This is a genomic window from Bacillus sp. FMQ74, from assembly GCF_001875785.1.
GTDB classification, from domain to species: domain Bacteria; phylum Bacillota; class Bacilli; order Bacillales; family Bacillaceae; genus Bacillus; species Bacillus stercoris.
Map to the genome: position 1 here is coordinate 706,466 of NZ_MOEO01000001.1, position 21,920 is coordinate 728,385.

Sequence of the window (21,920 nt, forward strand, 5' to 3'; positions counted from 1 at the left end):
CCTTTTTAAAATGAACATACGAAATGATGTGCAAAAGGCGCTGCAGCACCTTTTTGGGCGTACAGCAGTCCCGCAGGAAACATCAAATGTAAACGAAGCGCTAAACGGGGAGAAACGTCTCCTCTTGGGAAAAGTGCTTCGTTTACTAGGAGATCAGCATGCCCTGATCCAAGTCGGCAATCAAACTGTTCAGGGAAAACTAGAAACCCAGCTTCGTCCTCAAGCATACTATTGGTTTTCCTATGAAAAAACGGCAGAACAGACAGGACGTCTTCAGGTCGTTCAAAGCTTTGAGCAAAATCCTAAAACCATTCAGGATGCAGCTGGCAAGCTTTTAAATGCCATTTCAGTGAAGCCGTCAAATGCAGCTCTCATGATGACAGGAGCGATGCTGAAGAGCAAAACACCCGTAACAGAAAATGATATTAAAACGGCTGTCCGCTGGATGGACACGCTGCCGTCGCAAGACACCAAAAAAGCGATTGAAACGGTTCTCTTCGCTTTAAAGCGCGATCTCCCCATTCACTCCGAGGTTTTGAATGGTGTTCATGCTGTGAAATCGCCTGTTCCGTTGCATCAGCATATATCCCAGCTGGTCCAGGCAATCGAACAAAACCCTCAGCAGAGCCAAATGATTTCAAAGCTAAAGGGAGCAGTTACGGCGCTTTTAAATAGTGAAATTGATGTCCATGCAGAACGGCTGATCGATAAGCTTATTTCTTTAACGGAGACTATGAAAACACCCTCTTCCGCCAATACAGCTGGAAACAGGGAACTTAGCACACCAGCAGGCTCCCCCGAAAAGGCCAGCCCGCCGGTTGCAAATCATCTAGTAGAACAGAGAAATTTACAAGGAGAGCCTGTTAAAACAGCCTCGGACATTCCAATCAAAGAAGCCCGCCAGCTGCTGGCAAAGCTGACGGAGTCTGCTGAAAAAAACAGTCTCCAAATTGTGAAAGAAGCAGCAAATTGGATTAAAGCGGCTGCTTCAACGGGTGATAGTAAGTCACTTGCAGCTTCAGCACTTTTACAGGCGGCACCAATCACAGATCAGGAAGCCGAAGTTTTTTTAAAGGCTGTTCAGCAGACAGCACCTCATTTGGCGGAAAAGGCAGATGTTCTTTCCTTCTTATCCAAAGTGAAAACGGCAATCGGCGCAAGGGACGAGCTTGCGTTCATTAAAGCGTTTGAACAAGGAAGCGCAGACACATCTGACGAAATGCAGTCCATCAAGCTGGCTCTTCATGCCGTAAGAGCATCGCATGAGATAGCCGAACCAATCAAGCAAGAAGCCGATCAGCTTTTTCATAAATTAAATGGCCAGCTTTTCATGCAGCAGGACCATCCGTCATACAGCCAAATTGTACTGTCATTTCCGATGTTTTCGAAGTCAGGAATTCATGACATGACTGTTCTGTTTAAAGGAAAGAAAGAAGCGGATGGCAAGCTTGATCCTTCCCATTGCCGCCTTTTATTTTTGCTGCAGCTTGATACATTAAAAGAAACCGTCGTTGATTGCTTGATACAGCAAAAAGTCATGACCATTACAATAGAGACTGATTTCGAGCTGCAGGCTGCGATCGATCCGATGGTTCCCACGCTTAAACAGGGGTTAAAAGAAATGGGATACAGTCTTTCAGGGGTAAACGCGAAAAAAAGGGTTCACACCGAAGAAAAGGCTTCAATCGATCAATATATAACAAGTATCAGTGATCAAGAAGTGGATGTGAAAATATGAAAGAGCAGACACCGATCAGAAAAGCTGTGGCTCTTCATTATGACGAACAAAAAGACAAGGCGCCGAGAGTGCTTGCCACAGGAAAGGGCCATGTAGCCGACAACATTATTAAAGAAGCGAAAAAGGCAGGGGTCCCGATTCAAGAAGATCGGACCCTTGTCGAATTAATGCGCCATTTGACGGTAGATGATCAAATCCCTGAGGCTCTTTATGAAACGGTAGCCGAGATTTTTTCATTCATTTACAGATTGGACGAAAGCGTGAAAAACAAAAAATAGCTAAAATATTCCCCATCCTCTGTTTGAAAATTTATGTTTTTAATAAAGTAAAAGTTTGAATGTTTAGAAGGATTAAAAGATTTTGCACCGAACTGTAGACAATTCTTCCAGTATTATTATAGAATGAAAGCGCAGTCTATTTTAGTTTTGTTACATAAGTTAGGAGGATGGGAAATGAATATCCATGAGTACCAGGGAAAAGAAGTCCTCAGAAAATATGGGGTATCTGTTCCTGAAGGTAAAGTGGCTTTTACAGCAGAAGAAGCAGTTGAGAGTGCAAAGAGCTTATCCAGCTCGGTTTATGTCGTAAAGGCTCAAATTCATGCTGGCGGTCGAGGCAAAGCTGGTGGGGTAAAAATAGCAAAATCATTAGACGAAGTAAAAGCGTATGCCGAAGAACTATTAGGGAAGACCCTAGTTACACATCAGACGGGTCCGGACGGCCAAGTAATAAAACGCTTACTTATTGAAGAAGGCTGCGATATTAAAAAAGAATATTACGTGGGTCTTGTGCTTGACCGCGCTACTTCCAGAATCGTTCTGATGGCTTCTGAAGAAGGCGGAACGGAAATTGAAGAAGTTGCGGAGAAAACACCGGAAAAAATCAAAAAAGCTGTCATTGATCCGGCTGTCGGCCTTCAAGGCTATCAAGCCAGAGAAATTGCATTCGCTATTAATATTCCAAAAGAGCTTGTGGGGAAAGCTGCTAAATTTATGCTTGGACTATATAAAGCGTTTGTTGAAAAAGACTGCTCAATCGCCGAAATCAACCCGCTTGTTGTTACCGGGGACGGAAATGTAATGGCGCTTGATGCAAAATTGAATTTTGACAGCAATGCGTTGTACAGACAAAAGGACATTATGGAATACAGAGATTTGGATGAAGAAGATCCGAAAGAAATCGAAGCGTCCAAATATGACCTAAGCTACATTTCCCTTGATGGAAATATCGGCTGTATGGTAAACGGCGCGGGACTTGCAATGTCCACAATGGATATTATCAAGCATTACGGTGGAGAACCGGCCAACTTCCTTGATGTGGGCGGCGGTGCAACCGCGGAAAAAGTCACGGAAGCATTTAAAATCATTCTTTCTGATCAAAACGTTAAAGGGATTTTTGTCAACATTTTCGGCGGCATTATGAAATGTGATGTCATCGCAGAAGGGGTTGTTGAAGCGACTAGACAAGTTGGTTTGACATTGCCGCTTGTCGTCCGTCTTGAAGGCACAAACGTGGATCTAGGGAAGAAAATCCTTAGTGAATCAGGATTAAACATTACATCTGCGGAATCAATGGCTGACGGCGCGCAGAAAATCGTATCCTTAGTTTAAGAAAGAATGAAAGGCAGGGGACCATATAATGAGTGTTTTTATTAATAAAGATACAAGAGTTATTGTACAAGGGATTACAGGTTCTACCGCTTTATTTCATACGAAGCAGATGCTCGAATACGGCACAAATATCGTAGGCGGTGTAACACCTGGAAAAGGCGGAACTGAAGCGGAAGGTGTTCCTGTATTTAATACAGTGGCTGAAGCAGTTCAAACGACCGGCGCTAACGCGTCTGTTATATATGTGCCTGCACCGTTTGCAGCTGATGCGATTATGGAAGCGGTAGATGCAGAGCTTGATCTCGTGATTTGTATCACAGAACACATTCCGGTTTTGGATATGGTGAAGGTCAAACGTTTCATGGAAGGCAAGAAAACGAGACTGATAGGGCCGAACTGCCCGGGTGTCATTACGCCTGAAGAATGTAAAATCGGCATTATGCCCGGATACATCCATAAAAAGGGTCATGTAGGCGTTGTATCACGTTCAGGAACATTAACATACGAAGCGGTGCACCAGCTCTCAGAAGCGGGTGTAGGACAGTCTACAGCTGTTGGAATCGGCGGCGACCCTGTAAATGGAACAAACTTTATTGACGTTTTAAAAGCGTTTAACGAAGATCCTGACACACACGCTGTCATCATGATTGGCGAAATCGGCGGTACTGCCGAAGAGGAAGCGGCAGAGTGGGTAAAAGCCAACATGACAAAACCGGTAGTCGGTTTTATCGGCGGTAAGACGGCACCTCCTGGGAAGCGCATGGGGCATGCAGGCGCCATTATTTCCGGCGGAAAAGGGACAGCTGATGAAAAAATCAAAACCCTTAATGCATGCGGAATCGAAGTTGCAGAGACACCTTCTGTCATGGGTGAAACCTTAATTAAGGTGCTGAAAGAGAAGAACTTGTTCGAAACTTGTAAAACGCATTAATAAAAAAGGGACAGCCGTTAAGGCTGTTCCTGCTTTTTCTGTCAAAAGGAGGTCAATCTATTGGATCAGGCCGCTGCCTGCTTAACGATTTGCAGAATCAATCAATTATTATCCCCATCCCTTCTATTAAAATGGTGGAAAGCCGATCCGTCTATGTCGCTGACATCACCGGTGTTACAAACGGTTACTCGTGATAAAATGAAAGCAGCTGCATTAAAAAAGAAAATAGAAGAACTTTATCCAAAGCTCCGGCGCGTACTTGTTGCTTATCGTGAGCAAGGCATTAACACCATTCCTATCTCTTCAAAGCAATATCCTTTCTGGCTTAAAACCATTTATGATCCCCCCGCCGTTCTGTTTGCAAAGGGTGATATGACTCTTCTTTCGAAAGGAAGAAAAATTGGAATTGTAGGGACAAGAAATCCAACAGCTTACGGGAAACAAGTTGTCAATCATCTTACAGAAGAGCTCTGTCGTAAAGATTGGGTGATTGTCAGCGGACTGGCGTCTGGGATAGACGGAATGTCCCATGCTGCAAGTATTAAGGCGAAGGGGCGGACAATTGGCGTCATTGCAGGCGGATTTCAACACATTTATCCCCGGGAAAACCTTCAGTTAGCAGATCACATGGCTAAACACCATATCCTTCTGTCAGAGCACCCACCTGAAACCAACCCCCAAAAATGGCATTTCCCAATGAGAAACCGTATCATCAGCGGACTGAGTGAAGGCGTTATTGTCGTACAGGGCAAGGAAAAAAGCGGTTCGCTGATAACTGCCTATCAAGCATTGGAGCAAGGTAGAGAAGTGTTTGCCGTACCCGGTTCATTATTTGACCCTTACGCCGGAGGTCCTATAAAACTGATCCAGCAGGGGGCTAAAGCCATATGGTCAGCAGAGGATATTTTCGAGGAGCTTCCCGAGAGAAACGTTCAATATACGGAACCCTTTTGAATTATCGTTTGACAAACGGCATTGTAATATTTAATAATAGTGAGGATTTAAAGTTGCATATTGTTTTCTATTTAATGAATGACGTTCATGATAAAGAATGAAATGTTGAAAGCCAAATAAAGACAGCTGCAAAAATAAAATTGAAATATCTTGAAAAGAGAGAGAACACCTCTTGAGGGGGATGAAAATGTCTGATTATCTAGTCATCGTGGAATCGCCCGCTAAGGCGAAAACGATTGAACGTTACTTAGGTAAAAAATATAAAGTAAAAGCATCAATGGGACATGTCCGGGATCTTCCAAAAAGTCAAATGGGAGTTGACATAGAACAGAATTTCGAACCGAAATATATTACCATTCGAGGTAAAGGTCCTGTATTAAAAGAGCTGAAAACGGCTGCAAAAAAAGCCAAAAAAGTGTATCTCGCGGCCGACCCCGACAGAGAAGGGGAAGCGATTGCATGGCACTTGGCACACAGCCTTGATTTAGATCTCAATTCAGACTGCCGTGTGGTGTTTAACGAAATTACAAAAGACGCTATTAAGGAATCGTTTAAGCATCCACGCATGATCAATATGGATTTAGTGGATGCGCAGCAAGCGAGACGTATTTTAGACAGGCTTGTCGGATATAAAATCAGTCCGATCCTATGGAAAAAAGTCAAAAAAGGTCTTAGCGCAGGACGCGTGCAATCCGTTGCCCTCCGTTTGATTATTGACCGTGAAAAAGAGATTAACGACTTTAAGCCTGAGGAATATTGGACAATTGACGGTACGTTCTTAAAAGGTCAGGAAACCTTTGAAGCGAGCTTTTTCGGAAAAAACGGCAAAAAACTTCCTTTAAATAGTGAAGCTGATGTAAAAGAGATTCTTTCACAGCTCAAAGGGAATAAATATACAGTCGAAAAAGTAACCAAAAAAGAACGCAAACGTAATCCTGCTTTGCCTTTTACCACTTCAACCCTGCAGCAGGAAGCAGCTCGCAAGCTCAATTTCAGAGCGAAGAAAACGATGATGATTGCACAGCAATTATATGAAGGAATTGACCTAGGAAGAGAAGGAACTGTTGGTCTGATCACGTATATGAGAACGGATTCAACCCGTATTTCAAATACGGCAGTTGATGAAGCTGCTGCTTTTATTGATCAGACATATGGAAAAGAGTTCCTAGGCGGAAAACGGAAGCCTGCGAAAAAGAATGAAAATGCTCAGGATGCCCACGAAGCAATTCGTCCGACATCAGTTCTCAGAAAACCAAGTGAATTAAAAGCAGTTCTCGGCAGAGACCAAATGAGACTGTATAAATTAATTTGGGAGCGTTTTGTTGCCAGCCAAATGGCGCCGGCTGTTCTAGATACAATGAGTGTCGACTTGACAAACAATGGTTTGACATTTCGTGCAAATGGAAGTAAAGTCAAGTTTTCCGGGTTTATGAAGGTGTATGTTGAAGGAAAAGACGACCAAATGGAAGAAAAAGACCGGATGCTGCCTGACTTAAAAGAAGGCGATACTGTATTATCAAAAGATATAGAACCGGAGCAGCATTTTACCCAGCCGCCTCCGAGGTATACTGAGGCACGGCTTGTGAAAACGCTTGAAGAACTCGGTATAGGCCGTCCATCCACATATGCTCCGACGCTTGATACTATTCAGCGGCGCGGCTACGTGGCTTTGGATAATAAACGCTTTGTTCCGACTGAATTAGGTCAGATCGTTCTCGACTTGATTATGGAGTTTTTCCCGGAGATCATTAACGTTGAGTTTACAGCTAAAATGGAGAGAGATCTTGATCATGTTGAAGAAGGAAATACCGAATGGGTCAAGATTATTGATAATTTCTACACCGATTTTGAAAAACGCGTCAAAAAAGCCGAATCAGAAATGAAGGAAGTTGAAATCGAACCAGAATATGCTGGAGAGGATTGTGAATTGTGCAGTTCTCCGATGGTATATAAAATGGGACGGTACGGCAAATTCTTAGCTTGCTCCAACTTCCCTGACTGCCGGAACACGAAACCGATTGTGAAACAAATCGGCGTGAAGTGCCCGAGCTGCGGAGAAGGAAACATTGTTGAGCGAAAATCGAAAAAGAAACGGGTGTTTTACGGCTGTGACCGTTATCCGGACTGTGAATTCGTATCCTGGGACAAACCAATTGAACGAAAATGCCCGAAATGCGGAAAAATGCTCGTCGAGAAAAAACTCAAAAAAGGCATACAAGTCCAATGCGTGGAATGCGATTATAAGGAAGAACCACAGAAGTAGCGGTGAGCAGGGTCTTGCTCACCTTCTTTGTGTGTTAAAAGAAGGCCTTGAATAATAAACTAGGAGATGTGAAAGATGAACCAACAAACAGTGAATGTAATCGGAGCTGGACTCGCAGGAAGTGAAGCAGCATGGCAGCTTGCCAAACGCGGGATTCAAGTCAAATTGTATGAAATGCGGCCTGTGAAACAAACCCCTGCGCACCATACTGATAAATTTGCCGAGCTAGTCTGCAGCAACTCTCTTCGCTCTAATACACTCGCTAACGCTGTCGGTGTATTAAAGGAAGAAATGCGTGCGCTTGATTCAGCCATCATCGCGGCTGCTGACGAATGTTCGGTGCCTGCCGGGGGGGCTCTTGCAGTAGACCGTCATGAATTTGCCGCAAGTGTGACAAATCGGGTAAAAAATCATCCAAACGTAACCGTTATTAATGAAGAAGTGACTGAGATTCCTGAAGGTCCTACCATTATCGCAACGGGACCGTTAACATCTGAATTGCTGTCTGGTCAGCTGAAGGAGCTGACTGGAGAGGACTATTTATATTTTTATGACGCAGCGGCGCCAATTGTAGAAAAAGACAGCCTTGATATGGATAAAGTGTACTTGAAATCCCGCTATGATAAAGGTGAAGCAGCATATTTGAACTGCCCTATGACAGAAGAAGAGTTTGATCGTTTCCATGAAGCTTTAACATCAGCAGAAACAGTCCCGTTGAAAGAATTTGAAAAAGAGATTTTCTTTGAAGGCTGCATGCCGATTGAAGTCATGGCAAAACGCGGTAAGAAAACAATGCTTTTCGGTCCGATGAAACCGGTTGGGCTAGAGCATCCTGTTACAGGAAAACGTCCTTATGCCGTCGTTCAGCTCAGACAGGATGATGCTGCGGGCACACTTTATAATATTGTAGGATTCCAGACACATTTAAAATGGGGAGATCAAAAGGAAGTCCTCAAATTGATTCCAGGGCTTGAAAATGTAGAAATCGTCAGATATGGCGTAATGCACAGAAATACATTTATTAACTCTCCTAGCCTGTTAAAGCCGACTTATCAATTTAAAAACCGCAGTGACCTGTTCTTTGCAGGCCAAATGACGGGAGTAGAAGGATATGTGGAATCAGCCGCCTCAGGACTGGTAGCAGGCATTAATGCGGCGAAGCTTGTATTGGGAGAAGAGCTTGTTATTTTCCCTCAGGAAACGGCAATTGGCAGTATGGCTCATTATATTACAACAACAAACCAGAAGAACTTCCAGCCGATGAATGCAAACTTTGGGCTTTTAAAAGAACTGCCTGTTAAAATTAAAAATAAAAAAGAACGAAATGAACAATACGCGAATCGTGCAATTGAAACAATTCAAACAATTTCGAAAACAATATAGGTATTGATTGCAACCTGAACGCGATTTGTGATACCATTTAAAAGCCTTCCTGGGGAGGTATTAGGCATGGAGAATGTTAAGAATTTCGTAAAGTTATTCGTTGAATATTTACAAATTGAAAAAAATTATTCACAATATACTATTGTGAATTATGTGGATTCAATTGAAGAATTCGAGACTTTCCTGCGCGTTCAAGGTATAAATGGATTTGAAGAAGCTGCATATCAAGATACTAGGATTTTTTTGACAGAAGCCTATGAAAAAGGTTTATCGAGAAGAACAATAAGCAAAAAGATATCTGCATTAAGAAGCTTTTATAAGTTTCTGATGAGGGAAAAGCTTGTTGATGAAAATCCGTTTCAGCTTGTTCATCTGCCGAAACAAGAGAAACGGATACCGAAGTTTCTATATCAAAAAGAGCTTGAGGAGCTGTTTGAAGTTTCTGATATAAGCCAGCCGGCCGGAATGAGGGATCAAGCGCTGTTAGAGCTGCTCTATGCCACCGGAATGAGGGTCAGTGAATGCTGTTCCATAACTGTTAATGACGTTGATTTATTTATGGACACTGTACTTGTTCACGGTAAAGGCAAGAAGCAGCGCTATATCCCCTTTGGGTCTTATGCCCGCGAAGCGTTGAAGGTATACATGAATAGCGGAAGACAGTGCTTGCTGATGAAGGCAAAAGAACCTCATGATCTATTATTCGTAAATCAAAGAGGCGGACCGCTTACAGCCCGTGGCATCAGACATATTTTAAGCAGGCTTGTTCAAAAAGCGTCCGGCACTTTACATATCCATCCGCATATGCTTCGACATACGTTCGCCACTCATCTGTTAAATGAAGGAGCGGATTTGAGAAGCGTTCAAGAACTGCTCGGGCATTCCAATCTGTCTTCGACACAGATATACACGCACGTTTCGAAGGAAATGTTGAGAAACACATATATGTCCCACCATCCAAGAGCTTTTAAGAAAAATTAAAGGAGGCCCTTTATGTCATCTTTTCATGCGACCACAATATTTGCCGTACAACATAAAGGACGAAGCGCTATGTCTGGAGACGGCCAAGTAACGTTTGGTCAGGCTGTTGTCATGAAACACACGGCACGAAAAGTGAGAAAACTGTTTAACGGCAAGGTTCTTGCTGGCTTTGCGGGATCTGTTGCAGACGCTTTCACTTTATTCGAAAAGTTTGAAGCTAAGCTTGAAGAATATAACGGCAACTTAAAACGGGCGGCTGTTGAGCTTGCGAAGGAATGGCGCAGCGATAAAGTGCTTAGAAAGCTTGAAGCCATGCTGATTGTGATGAATCAGGATACTTTGCTTCTCGTATCGGGAACAGGCGAAGTGATCGAACCAGATGACGGCATTCTCGCAATTGGATCAGGAGGCAATTACGCTTTGGCAGCCGGAAGAGCCTTGAAAAAGCATGCCGGTGAAAGTATGTCCGCAAGTGAGATTGCCAGAGCCGCGTTAGAAACAGCAGGCGAAATTTGTGTTTACACGAACGATCAAATCATACTGGAAGAGCTTGAATAGAAAGGACTTGAGGCGCATGGAAAAAAAACCGTTAACTCCTAGACAGATTGTAGATCGGTTAGACCAATATATTGTCGGTCAGCAAAACGCGAAAAAAGCTGTCGCCGTGGCATTAAGAAACCGCTATAGAAGAAGTCTTCTGGATGAAAAGCTGAAGGACGAGGTCGTTCCAAAAAACATTTTAATGATGGGGCCTACCGGCGTTGGGAAAACTGAAATTGCCAGACGAATCGCTAAGCTTTCAGGTGCGCCATTTATCAAAATTGAAGCAACTAAATTTACTGAAGTTGGCTATGTAGGCAGAGATGTTGAATCAATGGTCAGAGATCTTGTGGAGACTTCTGTTCGGCTTATAAAAGAAGAGAAAATGAACGAAGTAAAGGAACAAGCAGAAGAAAATGCAAACAAACGCATTGTTCGTCTGTTAGTTCCCGGGAAGAAAAAACAATCAGGCGTTAAAAATCCGTTTGAAATGTTTTTTGGCGGCAGCCAGCCGAATGGTGAAGATGAGACGGAGAGCCAGGAAGAAGCAAATATTGAAGAAAAAAGAAAACGAATGGCACATCAGCTGGCTTTAGGAGAGCTCGAAGACTACTATGTAACAGTAGAAGTCGAAGAACAGCAGCCTTCTATGTTTGACATGCTGCAGGGCTCGGGTATGGAGCAGATGGGCATGAACATGCAGGATGCGCTGAGCGGATTAATGCCAAAGAAAAAGAAACGGCGCAAAATGACAGTCAGAGAAGCAAGAAAAGTCCTGACGAATGAAGAAGCTAGCAAACTCATCGATATGGATGAAGTCAGCCAGGAAGCTGTTCAGAGAGCAGAAGAGAGCGGGATTATCTTTATCGATGAGATTGATAAAATCGCAAAAAACGGCGGTGCATCTTCTTCTGCCGATGTTTCAAGAGAAGGCGTTCAGCGGGATATCCTGCCGATTGTTGAGGGTTCTACAGTTGTCACAAAATATGGTTCTGTAAAAACAGATCATGTATTATTTATTGCAGCAGGAGCGTTTCATATGGCCAAACCATCTGATTTGATTCCTGAACTGCAGGGGCGTTTCCCAATTCGTGTAGAACTGAACAAACTCACGGTGGATGACTTCGTGAGAATTTTGGTTGAGCCGGATAATGCGCTCTTGAAACAATATCAGGCATTATTGCAGACTGAAGGTATATCTCTTGAATTTTCTGACGAAGCTATTCATAAGATTGCTGAAGTTGCTTATCATGTGAACCAGGACACAGATAATATCGGTGCGAGACGCCTTCATACAATACTTGAACGCCTATTAGAAGATTTGTCGTTCGAAGCTCCTGATGTAACGATGGAGAAAATAACGATTACACCACAGTATGTCGAAGAAAAGCTCGGAACGATAGCCAAAAACAAAGATTTAAGTCAATTTATATTGTGAAAAATTTAATATGAGGAATGTTTAGGAGGATTATTTATCATGGCTTTATTACAAAAAACAAGAATTATTAACTCCATGCTGCAAGCTGCGGCAGGGAAACCGGTAAACTTCAAGGAAATGGCGGAAACGCTGCGGGATGTAATTGATTCCAATATTTTCGTTGTAAGCCGCAGAGGGAAACTCCTTGGGTATTCTATTAACCAGCAAATTGAAAATGATCGTATGAAAAAAATGCTTGAGGATCGTCAATTCCCTGAAGAATATACGAAAAATCTGTTTAATGTCCCTGAAACATCTTCTAACTTGGATATTAATAGTGAATATACTGCTTTCCCTGTTGAGAACAGAGACTTGTTCCAAGCTGGTTTAACTACAATTGTGCCGATCATCGGAGGCGGGGAAAGATTAGGAACACTCATTCTTTCACGTTTACAGGATCAATTCAATGATGATGACTTAATTCTAGCTGAATACGGCGCAACAGTTGTCGGAATGGAAATCCTAAGAGAAAAAGCAGAAGAAATTGAAGAGGAAGCAAGAAGCAAAGCTGTCGTACAAATGGCTATCAGCTCGCTTTCTTACAGTGAGCTTGAAGCAATTGAGCACATTTTTGAGGAGCTTGACGGAAACGAAGGTCTTCTCGTTGCAAGTAAAATCGCTGACCGCGTCGGCATTACCCGTTCGGTTATTGTGAACGCACTCAGAAAGCTGGAGAGCGCCGGTGTCATTGAGTCAAGATCATTAGGAATGAAAGGTACTTATATCAAAGTGCTAAATAACAAATTCCTAATCGAATTAGAAAATCTAAAATCTCATTAATCAAAAAAAGAACCCCTTAAAGGGGTTCTTTTTTTATTTCAAATAAAGGAAATCAATAAGCTTTATTTCCTGGGTTGAAAGTCTTTCTATGTAATAATTTTAATAAATCTTGCATATTTCTTCAAAAAGTTTCAAAAATGACGAAAAGAAAGGAGAAAAAACAGAAATTCTGCTATTTTCAGGCTTATATCAAGGCGGGAAATGTAGTTCTAACAATCTAGGACTTTATACCTAGTTGTAAAATAGATAATTGTGAGGACATTTTTTTACACGAACTTCATAGACTTTATGCCTGTTATTTCTTACAATAAGCATATAGTTTTACAATTCTCGACAAGGATATTGAGGGTGAAAAAAACTGAAATGGAGGTAAGTGGATTTGAGCTTATTTTCTGGAACGATACAAAATCTCGAAAATGCCTTGAGCAGAGCGGATATTAAGCAAAAAGTCATAACTAATAATATCGCCAATATAGATACACCGAACTATAAGGCGAAAAAAGTCTCTTTCCAAAATTTATTAGATCAAGAATCCTCACGTCTTGATGCGATAAAAACAGACTATCGTCATGTTGATTTTTCTGATACTGATTCGAATTATTCAATTGTTGCGAGCGGAGATACATCGTATCAGCAAAATGGAAACAATGTCGATGTTGACAAAGAAATGACAGAATTGGCGCAAAATCAAATCAACTATCAAGCGTTGGTTGAAAGAATGAACGGTAAATTTAATTCGCTGAAGACCGTATTAACAGGAGGAAAATGATGACAGCTTTTCAGAGCTTAAATGTTTCAGCATCAGCTTTAACAGCTCAGCGAGTCAGAATGGACGTTGTATCATCTAACTTAGCAAATATGGATACGACAAGAGCTAAGCAGGTGAATGGAGAGTGGGTGCCTTACAGAAGAAAAATGGTCTCCCTTCAGTCAAAAGGTGAATCGTTCTCTTCCATTCTTAATTCTCAAATGAGCGGAAGCGGTCATGCTGGGAACGGTGTGAAGGTTTCAAAAATTACGGAGGATAAATCGGATTTTAATCTTGTCTATGATCCGACAGATCCTGATGCAAACGCTGAAGGATATGTACAAAAGCCTAATGTAGATCCATTAAAGGAAATGGTTGACCTTGTCAGCAGCACCAGATCATATGAGGCGAATGTCACTGCGATGAATGCCACAAAGGGAATGCTGATGAAGGCATTAGAAATCGGAAAGTAGGTGAATGAATGTGATTAATGCAATTTCTCCTTTTCAGGTTCAAAATACTCAAAACACTCAAAATGCAACAAATCAAGTAAACAATAGCCAAAAAACAGATTCTTCAAATCAAACAAGCTTTTCGGAGCTTTTAAAAAACTCTATTAGTTCGTTAAATGAGTCCCAAGTAGCTTCTGACAACATGACTAATGCCTTGGCTGCAGGAAAAGATGTAAATCTTGATGAGGTCATGATCGCCGCTCAAAAAGCTAGCATCTCTCTAACTGCAGCAACAGAGTTCCGCAATAAAGCTGTGGAAGCTTATCAGGAGATTATGAGAATGCAAATGTAGGGGGTCTGACGATTTAGAGAAAGAGTGGAATGACCGGGGGTTAACATGAATCGTACTCTAATGCAAATGAAAAACAAAACGAGTGAGTTTTGGAAAAATAGATCTAAATTACAAAAGATTTTAATGGTTAGTGTGTTAGCGGCAATTATTATTATTGGAATTATTATTAGTGTTTTTGCTTCCAGTACAAAGATGGCTCCGCTTTACAAAGATTTATCTGCCGAAGAAGCAGGAAAAATCAAAGAAGAATTGGATGCGAAAAAAGTACCAAACGAACTTTCGAGTGGCGGTACAGTGATTAGCGTTCCGGAGGATCAGGTTGATTCTTTGAAAGTGCAGCTGGCTGCAGAAGGACTTCCTAAAACGGGATCAATTGATTACTCGTTTTTTGGGCAGAATGCCGGCTTTGGTTTGACAGACAATGAGTTTGATATGGTAAAAGTGAAAGCGACACAGACAGAACTGTCAAACTTGATCAATGAAATGGACGGCATTAAAAACTCAAAAGTAATGATTAATCTCCCGAAAGACGCTGTGTTTGTCGGTGAAGAGCAATCTGCAGCTTCTGCTTCGATCGTTCTGCAGATTCAACCGGGTTATACACTTGATCAAAGCCAGATCAACGGATTGTATCATCTGGTATCTAAAAGCGTGCCGAATCTAAAAGAAGATAATATCGTCATCATGGACCAAAATTCTACATACTACGACAAATCCGACAGCGATGCAGGGTCTTATGCGGATAGTTATTCTTCTCAGCAAGGAATTAAGTCTCAAGTTGAAAAAGACATTCAAAAACATGTTCAGTCACTGCTAGGTACGATGATGGGCCAAGATAAAGTCGTTGTCTCTGTTACAGCAGACATCGATTTCACAAAAGAAAATCGTACGGAAGACATTGTCGAACCTGTGGATAAAGAGAACATGGAAGGCATTGCAGTCAGCGCGGAAAAGGTATCTGAAACATATCAGGGCGACGGTGCAGCCAACGGCGGAACTGCCGGAACCGGCGAGGATGATGTAACAAATTATAAGGCTGATGGTGAAAATGCCGAAAGCGGGAACTACGAAAAAAATAGCAACAAAATCAATTACGAGGTTAACCGAATCCATAAAGAAATCGCTGAAAGTCCTTATAAGGTCAGAGATTTAGGGATTCAAGTAATGGTAGAGCCGCCTGATGCCAAAAACACAGCGTCACTATCAACTGAAAGACAGGATGATATACAAAAAATCCTTTCAACAGTAGTCAGAACATCTTTAGATAAAGATGAAACGCAAAACCAGAATTTATCTGATGCTGATATCAATAATAAGATTGTTGTCTCCGTTCAGCCATTTGACGGAAAAGTCAATTTGGATACAAATACGGAAAAATCCTCAGGTATCCCGCTGTGGGCATATATCACAGGCGGTGTTTTAATCGCTGCGATTATTGTTCTGATCATTATGCTTATCAGAAAGAAACGGGCGCAAGAGGATGAATTCGAGGAATATGAGTATGAGGTTCCTCAAGAACCAATCAATTTACCTGATATCAACGAAGAGGAAAATGAAACAGCGGAAACAGTCAGACGAAAACAGCTTGAAAAGATGGCGAAAGACAAGCCGGAAGATTTTGCAAAACTGCTGAGAAGCTGGCTGGCCGAGGATTAGGAGGAATTAGAAATGGCGAGACGTGATCAAGATAAGCTTACAGGAAAACAAAAAGCAGCCATTCTCATGATTTCCTTGGGATTAGATGTGTCAGCTTCTGTTTATAAGCACTTAACCGATGAAGAAATTGAAAGGCTTACGCTGGAAATATCAGGTGTTCGAAGCGTCGATCATCAAAAAAAGGATGAAATCATAGAAGAATTTCACAATATAGCCATTGCACAAGATTACATTTCTCAAGGCGGTTTAAGCTATGCAAGACAAGTTCTCGAAAAGGCGCTTGGAGAGGATAAAGCGGAAAACATTCTAAACAGGCTGACGTCTTCTTTGCAGGTGAAACCATTTGACTTCGCCAGAAAAGCGGAGCCTGAACAAATTTTGAATTTTATCCAGCAAGAGCATCCTCAGACGATGGCTTTAATCTTGTCTTATTTAGATCCTGTGCAGGCCGGGCAAATTTTATCGGAGCTGAATCCTGAAGTTCAGGCTGAGGTTGCGAGAAGAATTGCAGTCATGGATAGAACGTCACCAGAAATTATTAATGAGGTAGAACGGATTCTGGAACAAAAATTATCTTCTGCATTTACTCAGGATTATACACAAACAGGCGGAATTGAAGCTGTTGTGGAAGTGTTAAACGGAGTAGACAGAGGGACAGAGAAGACGATCTTGGATTCATTGGAAATTCAGGATCCTGATCTTGCTGAAGAGATTAAAAAGCGGATGTTTGTCTTCGAAGATATTGTCACACTTGATAACCGTGCTATTCAGAGAGTCATTCGCGATGTTGAGAACGACGATTTGCTCCTTTCATTAAAGGTTGCAAGCGAGGAAGTCAAAGAAATTGTATTCAGCAATATGTCACAGCGTATGGTTGAAACCTTCAAAGAAGAAATGGAATTTATGGGCCCTGTACGCTTGAAAGACGTAGAAGAAGCTCAATCGAGAATTGTAAGCATCGTCAGAAAGCTTGAAGAAGCCGGTGAAATTGTGATAGCAAGAGGCGGAGGGGATGATATTATTGTCTAATATCATTAAACAAGAATCATCTTTTTCTCCACAAAAGGAAAAAAGAAAACTTTCTATACAAGAGGTGCGTATTGATCATTCCCACCTTTTGCAGGCTGAAGAGAACCCGGAGGCGCTTATGGCCCGAGTGAAAGAGGAAGCTGACCGGATTTCTGAGCAGGCGAACAGTCATATAGAAAATACTCGCCGTCAAATTGAGCAGGAGAAAAATGATTGGGCGGCTGAAAAACAGAAGCTGATTGAGGAAGCAAAAGCCGAGGGCTTTGAACAAGGAGTAGCATTGGGCAAAGCTGAGGCAATGCAACAGTATGCCGAGCTGATCGGCCAAGCGAACAGAATTACTGAAATGTCAAGAAAAGCTGTTGAGGACAAGCTTGAAGACGCTAATGAAGAAATCGTTGAGCTTGCCGTTGCATTGGCAAAAAAAGTTTGGCAGCAAAAATCTGATGATAAAGAGGCTTTCCTCCTGCTTGTACAACAGGTTGTAAACGAAGTGAAGGAATATGACGATATATCAATTTATGTTGATCCATATTACTATGAGACAATCTTTCAGCAAAAAGATGAAATCCAGCAGCTTCTTTATAAAGAATGCCGGCTTGGCATATATGCTGATGAAAAAGCTCAAAAAGGAACCTGTTATATTGAAACTCCTTTTGGCAGGGTAGATGCGAGTGTTGACACACAATTGATGCAATTGAAAGATAAACTTCTGACAGCGCTGGAAGCGGGTGCAGCTGAATGAAGACACAGAGTCTGATAGATTGTATAGAAATGACAGACTCGTATAAACGGTACGGAAAAGTCAAGCGGGTCATCGGCCTGATGATTGAATCAAAAGGTCCTGCAAGCTCAATTGGCGACGTGTGCCTGATCTATGCAAAAGGACAATCTGGGAAAGTCATTAAAGCTGAGGTAGTCGGCTTCCAAGAAGAAAACATTTTGCTTATGCCTTATTTAGAGGCTGCGAGTATTGCACCAGGCAGCATTGTAGAAGCTACTGGGGAATCTCTTCGGGTTAAAGTTGGATCTGGACTGATCGGGCAGGTCATCGATGCTTTTGGAGAACCGCTTGACGGAAAACTTTTGCCGAAAGGGCTTTCGCCTGTATCGACGGAGCAATCACCGCCCAACCCGATGAAACGGCCGCCTATCCGTGAAAAGATGGGTGTTGGCGTCAGATCCATTGACAGTTTGCTGACAGTCGGTAAAGGCCAGCGGATTGGAATTTTTGCCGGAAGCGGCGTCGGAAAGAGCACATTAATGGGAATGATCGCCAAGCAGACAGAGGCTGACTTAAACGTCATTGCACTTGTCGGAGAACGCGGACGAGAGGTCCGGGAGTTTATTGAAAAAGATCTTGGGAAAGAGGGGCTGAAACGATCGATTGTAGTTGTTGCCACCTCAGACCAGCCAGCATTAATGAGATTGAAAGCGGCATATACAGCGACTGCAATTGCCGAGTATTTTCGAGATAAAGGCCAAAATGTCATGTTTATGATGGATTCTGTTACAAGGGTGGCGATGGCGCAGCGTGAGATTGGTTTAGCTGCTGGAGAACCACCGACGACAAAAGGATATACACCCTCTGTGTTCGCTATTTTACCTCGTTTATTAGAGCGAACAGGTGCAAACGAGCACGGAACCATTACGGCATTTTATACAGTGCTGGTAGACGGCGATGACATGAATGAGCCAATTGCCGATACCGTACGCGGAATTTTAGACGGACATATCGTGTTGGACAGGGCGCTTGCCAATAAAGGCCAGTTTCCGGCAGTGAATGTCCTAAAAAGCATCAGCAGGGTGATGTCAAACATATCGACAAGACAGCACCTGGATGCGGCTAATAAATTCCGCGAACTTTTATCGACATATGAAAATTCGGAAGATCTCATTAATATCGGAGCTTACAAAAGAGGCTCCTCAAGAGAAATTGATGAAGCGATACAATTTTATCCGCAGCTTATTCAATTTTTAAAGCAGGGAACAGATGAACCGGCATCATTGGAAGAAAGCATTGCTTCATTAACTAGTTTGACAGGAAATGAGGAATAAACGTGGCTTATCAATTTAGATTCCAAAAGCTGCTGGAACTGAAAGAAAATGAAAAAGACCAATCCTTATCCGATTATCAGCAATCAGTTTCTGAATTTGAAAACGTTGCTGAAAAATTATATGAGAGTATGAGCAAAAAAGAATTACTAGAACAAAATAAGGAAAAGAAATTAAAAAGCGGCATGAGTGTACAGGAAATGAGACACTACCAACAATTTGTCTCAAATCTTGATAATACGATTTATCACTATCAAAAGCTTGTCATTATGAAAAGAAATCAAATGAATCAAAAACAAGAAATTTTGACAGAGAAAAATATTGAAGTGAAAAAGTTTGAAAAAATGCGTGAAAAACAGTTTAAAATGTTTGCTCTTGAAGACAAAGCTGCAGAAATGAAAGAAATGGACGATATTTCGATTAAGCAGTTTATGATTCAAGGCCATTAGGAGCGAATGTAATGTCCGGCAAAAAGAAAGAATCAGGTAAGTTCCGTTCGGTTTTGCTTATCATTATCCTCCCGCTGATGTTTCTTCTAATCGCAGGGGGGATTGTTCTTTGGGCTGCTGGTGTCAATGTGTTAAAGCCGATCCAGGATGCTGCGGCAAAAACGCCGGTTCTTAAAGAATTGGTTCCTGAAACCGAAAATAAAAAAGACACAGCATCAAGTAAGGGTAGCGGTAATACGGCAGCTCTGGAAAAGACCATTAAGGATCAAAAAAGTGAAATCAGTATATTGAATAAAGATTTAGAAACAAGCAAATCGGAAATCGATAGGCTCAATCAAAAGATCCGTTCACTTGAAAAGACGGCGGAGAACCAAAAAAAGTCATCTGAAGATCATACTGAGGGAACATCAGACTCGAAAGCTTCTTCTAAAAATGACAAAGTGATCAGTGTATACAAAAGCATGGACAGCGGAAAGGCTGCGAAAATTATTGCCCAATTAAAGGAGCAAGAAGCACTGAAAATATTGAATGGCCTAAGCAAAAAGCAGCTTGCTGACATATTGGCGAAAATGACTCCTGAGCAAGCAGCAACCTATACAGAAAAAATTGGTGCCAGCCAAGAATAGGGGGAATTAAAGGTGAAGCTGCTTGAATTATCGGGACCTTTGCTGCAAACCACCACGGGTTCTGCCGCTAAAAGCATGAAAAGTAGCCCGGGTGTTTTTCAAAACTGGCTTTTATCTGAGGCAGGTTTGAAGGAACTCTCAGAAGAAGGAAAGGGAACTCCTAATTCCGGAGGTCAGCTTTTAGAAGATGCGCTTAAGAAGATCGGTGAATGGCTAAATGCAAGTCCTGAAGATCAAGACAAACAAAATGCGGGTCTTTTGCAAACATTAAGCAAACTGACAGGGAAGCAATTGGATGCGAATGCTTTGCAAATGTTGCAAAAACTTTTGCAAGCAGTTGAATCAAAAATGTCAGGCGGGATGGATCGATTGCTCACAGAAACGGAGAAAATCTTTTCCGAAGCTAAAACGGCTCTGAGTGCCAATGATTCTGCTCCTGACATTAATGGACCACTGAAGACTGATACAGAGCAATCAACTCAGGAAAATGAAGTATCGGAGGCTGCTAAAGAACTTATCTATATCCAGATGTTCATTAGCCAGCTTGTAGAAGGGAATAAGCTGACTGATCGAGGGAATGGCAATGAAGCTCATGCCATTTACCAAAATGGGGATCAATTTCTTTCTGCATTAGAAAAAAAAGGTGTATCTCAACAACTAATTCAGGATCTTAAACAGCAAATGTTCACCAAAGATGAGTCGAGTTCAAAACTTTATTCGATGACAGCGTCAGAGCTGAAAAGTTTTCAAAGCTTAATGGATCAAATGTCTATGCTCCCTCAAAAAGGGACCAAAGAATGGAGTTTAGCTGAAAGCCAGCTGAAAGCTTTCTTGTTATCGAAATCATCCGAATCATCACAAGACTTTGGGAAGCGTGTTCTCACACCGCTTTCGCAGAGTTCACCCAGCAAAAGTGCATCGGATGTTTCTGGAAGTATTCAGCCTGTAGATAGTAAATCAGGACTCCAAATGCTGTTTTCAGGGTATCGGAGCATAGGAGGAATTCAAACACTTGATCTGCAGCAGATGTCATCTGATATACCAAATGCTGAAACAAAAACGGTGGCTGATCAAGTGATCAATGCGTGGAAGCAGATGAAATATACGCCTTTCGGCAGATCAACGGGAAGCTTCACCATTCGGTTGAACCCTGAACATTTAGGATTTGTCACAATCAAGCTGACAAATGAAAATGGAATGTTTCAGAGTAAAATCATTGCATCTAGCCAATCAGCAAAAGAATTGCTTGAACAGCATCTTCCACAGCTGAAGCAATCATTGCCGAATATGGCCGTCCAAATAGACCGTTTTACTCTTCCGGTCCAAAGCGGGGATCAGCCGATATACGGGCAGCTTGCTGATGAACAGAAACAGCAGCAAGAGGGGCAGAGACAGCAAAGACAGAAAAAGCAATCAAATGATTTTAGCGATCTGCTCGATGAAGTGTCGATGGTTGAAATGGAGGAGGAAGAATGACTTCTATAAGTTCAGAATATAAACTGCCTGAAAAAACGAATACCGTGTCGACGAACAACAGCAGCTTGGGGAAAGATGAGTTTTTAAAAATATTAATGACTCAAGTTCAAAACCAAGATCCGCTCAACCCGGTTGACGATAAAGAATTTATTAGTCAGATGGCGACTTTTTCAAGCTTGGAGCAAATGATGAATCTGAATACGACAATGACTCAATTCGTCGAAAACCAAGATCCGTTTACCACGTACCTAGACTGGATGGGCAAAGAAGTATCTTGGACTGATGGTAAAAGTGCAACAGATAAAACAGGCACAGTAAGCTCTGTTAAACATTCTAAAGGAAATTATTATCTCGTTCTTGATGATGGGACCGAGATCAGTCCTGCGAATGTCATGTCTGTGGGACAATCATCTAAATAAA

General features: G+C 42.0%; 22 protein-coding genes. All 22 read left to right on the forward strand.

What is annotated here, in order from left to right; all coding sequences use genetic code 11:
* The first annotated feature begins 10 nt into the window (after nt 1-10).
* Nucleotides 11-1,738 (forward strand): hypothetical protein, encoded by a 1,728-nt coding sequence (locus BLL41_RS03785; protein WP_071576841.1) that lies wholly within the window; start codon nt 11-13, stop codon nt 1,736-1,738.
* Nucleotides 1,735-2,016 (forward strand): FlhB-like flagellar biosynthesis protein, encoded by a 282-nt coding sequence (locus BLL41_RS03790; protein WP_014663956.1) that lies wholly within the window; start codon nt 1,735-1,737, stop codon nt 2,014-2,016. The genes BLL41_RS03785 and BLL41_RS03790 overlap by 4 nt, the downstream gene beginning before the upstream one ends.
* A 174-nt stretch (nt 2,017-2,190) precedes the next feature.
* Nucleotides 2,191-3,348 (forward strand): ADP-forming succinate--CoA ligase subunit beta, encoded by a 1,158-nt coding sequence (sucC, locus tag BLL41_RS03795; RefSeq protein ID WP_014663957.1) that lies wholly within the window; start codon nt 2,191-2,193, stop codon nt 3,346-3,348.
* Between the two features lie 28 nt (nt 3,349-3,376).
* Nucleotides 3,377-4,279 carry a succinate--CoA ligase subunit alpha gene (sucD, locus tag BLL41_RS03800; RefSeq protein WP_003238566.1) on the forward strand — a complete coding sequence of 301 codons (903 nt, stop codon included), beginning with the start codon at nt 3,377-3,379 and terminating at the stop codon, nt 4,277-4,279.
* Nucleotides 4,280-4,339: 60 nt separating this feature from the next.
* The gene (gene dprA, locus BLL41_RS03805; protein ID WP_071576842.1) at nt 4,340-5,233 is read left to right on the forward strand and encodes a DNA-processing protein DprA; all 894 of its coding nucleotides are present in this window, start codon (nt 4,340-4,342) and stop codon (nt 5,231-5,233) included.
* A 187-nt stretch (nt 5,234-5,420) separates the two neighbouring features.
* Entirely contained in the window at nt 5,421-7,496 is a 2,076-nt protein-coding gene (gene topA / locus BLL41_RS03810) for a type I DNA topoisomerase (protein ID WP_071576843.1), read from the forward strand.
* Between the two features lie 75 nt (nt 7,497-7,571).
* The gene (trmFO, locus tag BLL41_RS03815; RefSeq protein WP_071576844.1) at nt 7,572-8,879 is read left to right on the forward strand and encodes an FADH(2)-oxidizing methylenetetrahydrofolate--tRNA-(uracil(54)-C(5))-methyltransferase TrmFO; all 1,308 of its coding nucleotides are present in this window, start codon (nt 7,572-7,574) and stop codon (nt 8,877-8,879) included.
* 66 nt (nt 8,880-8,945) lie between these two features.
* Nucleotides 8,946-9,860, forward strand: coding sequence for a tyrosine recombinase XerC (xerC, locus tag BLL41_RS03820; protein ID WP_071576845.1), 915 nt, complete (start codon nt 8,946-8,948; stop codon nt 9,858-9,860).
* Nucleotides 9,861-9,872: 12 nt separating this feature from the next.
* Nucleotides 9,873-10,418: an ATP-dependent protease subunit ClpQ gene (gene clpQ / locus BLL41_RS03825; protein WP_003238555.1), complete on the forward strand. Its 546-nt coding sequence runs from the start codon at nt 9,873-9,875 to the stop codon at nt 10,416-10,418.
* Nucleotides 10,419-10,434: 16 nt separating this feature from the next.
* Nucleotides 10,435-11,838 carry an ATP-dependent protease ATPase subunit HslU gene (gene hslU, locus BLL41_RS03830; RefSeq protein WP_071576846.1) on the forward strand — a complete coding sequence of 468 codons (1,404 nt, stop codon included), beginning with the start codon at nt 10,435-10,437 and terminating at the stop codon, nt 11,836-11,838.
* Nucleotides 11,839-11,877: 39 nt separating this feature from the next.
* Nucleotides 11,878-12,657: a GTP-sensing pleiotropic transcriptional regulator CodY gene (gene codY, locus BLL41_RS03835; protein WP_003220850.1), complete on the forward strand. Its 780-nt coding sequence runs from the start codon at nt 11,878-11,880 to the stop codon at nt 12,655-12,657.
* A gap of 379 nt (nt 12,658-13,036) precedes the next feature.
* Nucleotides 13,037-13,426: a flagellar basal body rod protein FlgB gene (gene flgB, locus BLL41_RS03840; protein WP_014663964.1), complete on the forward strand. Its 390-nt coding sequence runs from the start codon at nt 13,037-13,039 to the stop codon at nt 13,424-13,426.
* Nucleotides 13,426-13,878 (forward strand): flagellar basal body rod protein FlgC, encoded by a 453-nt coding sequence (gene flgC / locus BLL41_RS03845; RefSeq protein ID WP_014663965.1) that lies wholly within the window; start codon nt 13,426-13,428, stop codon nt 13,876-13,878. Before flgB ends, flgC begins: the two co-directional genes overlap by 1 nt.
* A gap of 10 nt (nt 13,879-13,888) precedes the next feature.
* Nucleotides 13,889-14,209 carry a flagellar hook-basal body complex protein FliE gene (gene fliE, locus BLL41_RS03850; RefSeq protein WP_003238544.1) on the forward strand — a complete coding sequence of 107 codons (321 nt, stop codon included), beginning with the start codon at nt 13,889-13,891 and terminating at the stop codon, nt 14,207-14,209.
* A 45-nt stretch (nt 14,210-14,254) separates the two neighbouring features.
* The gene (gene fliF, locus BLL41_RS03855) at nt 14,255-15,865 is read left to right on the forward strand and encodes a flagellar basal-body MS-ring/collar protein FliF (RefSeq protein WP_083427912.1); all 1,611 of its coding nucleotides are present in this window, start codon (nt 14,255-14,257) and stop codon (nt 15,863-15,865) included.
* A gap of 12 nt (nt 15,866-15,877) precedes the next feature.
* On the forward strand, nt 15,878-16,894 hold the full coding sequence (gene fliG, locus BLL41_RS03860) for a flagellar motor switch protein FliG (RefSeq protein WP_014663967.1): 1,017 nt from the start codon (nt 15,878-15,880) through the stop codon (nt 16,892-16,894).
* Nucleotides 16,887-17,639, forward strand: coding sequence for a flagellar assembly protein FliH (gene fliH / locus BLL41_RS03865; RefSeq protein WP_071576928.1), 753 nt, complete (start codon nt 16,887-16,889; stop codon nt 17,637-17,639). The genes fliG and fliH overlap by 8 nt, the downstream gene beginning before the upstream one ends.
* Nucleotides 17,636-18,952, forward strand: a complete 1,317-nt coding sequence (gene fliI, locus BLL41_RS03870) for a flagellar protein export ATPase FliI (RefSeq protein ID WP_071576847.1) — start codon at nt 17,636-17,638, stop codon at nt 18,950-18,952. Before fliH ends, fliI begins: the two co-directional genes overlap by 4 nt.
* Before the next feature lie 2 nt (nt 18,953-18,954).
* Nucleotides 18,955-19,398, forward strand: coding sequence for a flagellar export protein FliJ (gene fliJ, locus BLL41_RS03875; RefSeq protein WP_014663970.1), 444 nt, complete (start codon nt 18,955-18,957; stop codon nt 19,396-19,398).
* A gap of 11 nt (nt 19,399-19,409) precedes the next feature.
* Nucleotides 19,410-20,024, forward strand: coding sequence for a MotE family protein (locus BLL41_RS03880; protein ID WP_071576848.1), 615 nt, complete (start codon nt 19,410-19,412; stop codon nt 20,022-20,024).
* Nucleotides 20,025-20,036: 12 nt separating this feature from the next.
* Nucleotides 20,037-21,500 (forward strand): flagellar hook-length control protein FliK, encoded by a 1,464-nt coding sequence (locus BLL41_RS03885; RefSeq protein WP_071576849.1) that lies wholly within the window; start codon nt 20,037-20,039, stop codon nt 21,498-21,500.
* Nucleotides 21,497-21,919: a flagellar hook assembly protein FlgD gene (gene flgD, locus BLL41_RS03890; RefSeq protein ID WP_071576850.1), complete on the forward strand. Its 423-nt coding sequence runs from the start codon at nt 21,497-21,499 to the stop codon at nt 21,917-21,919. Before BLL41_RS03885 ends, flgD begins: the two co-directional genes overlap by 4 nt.
* The last annotated feature ends 1 nt before the right edge of the window (nt 21,920 follow it).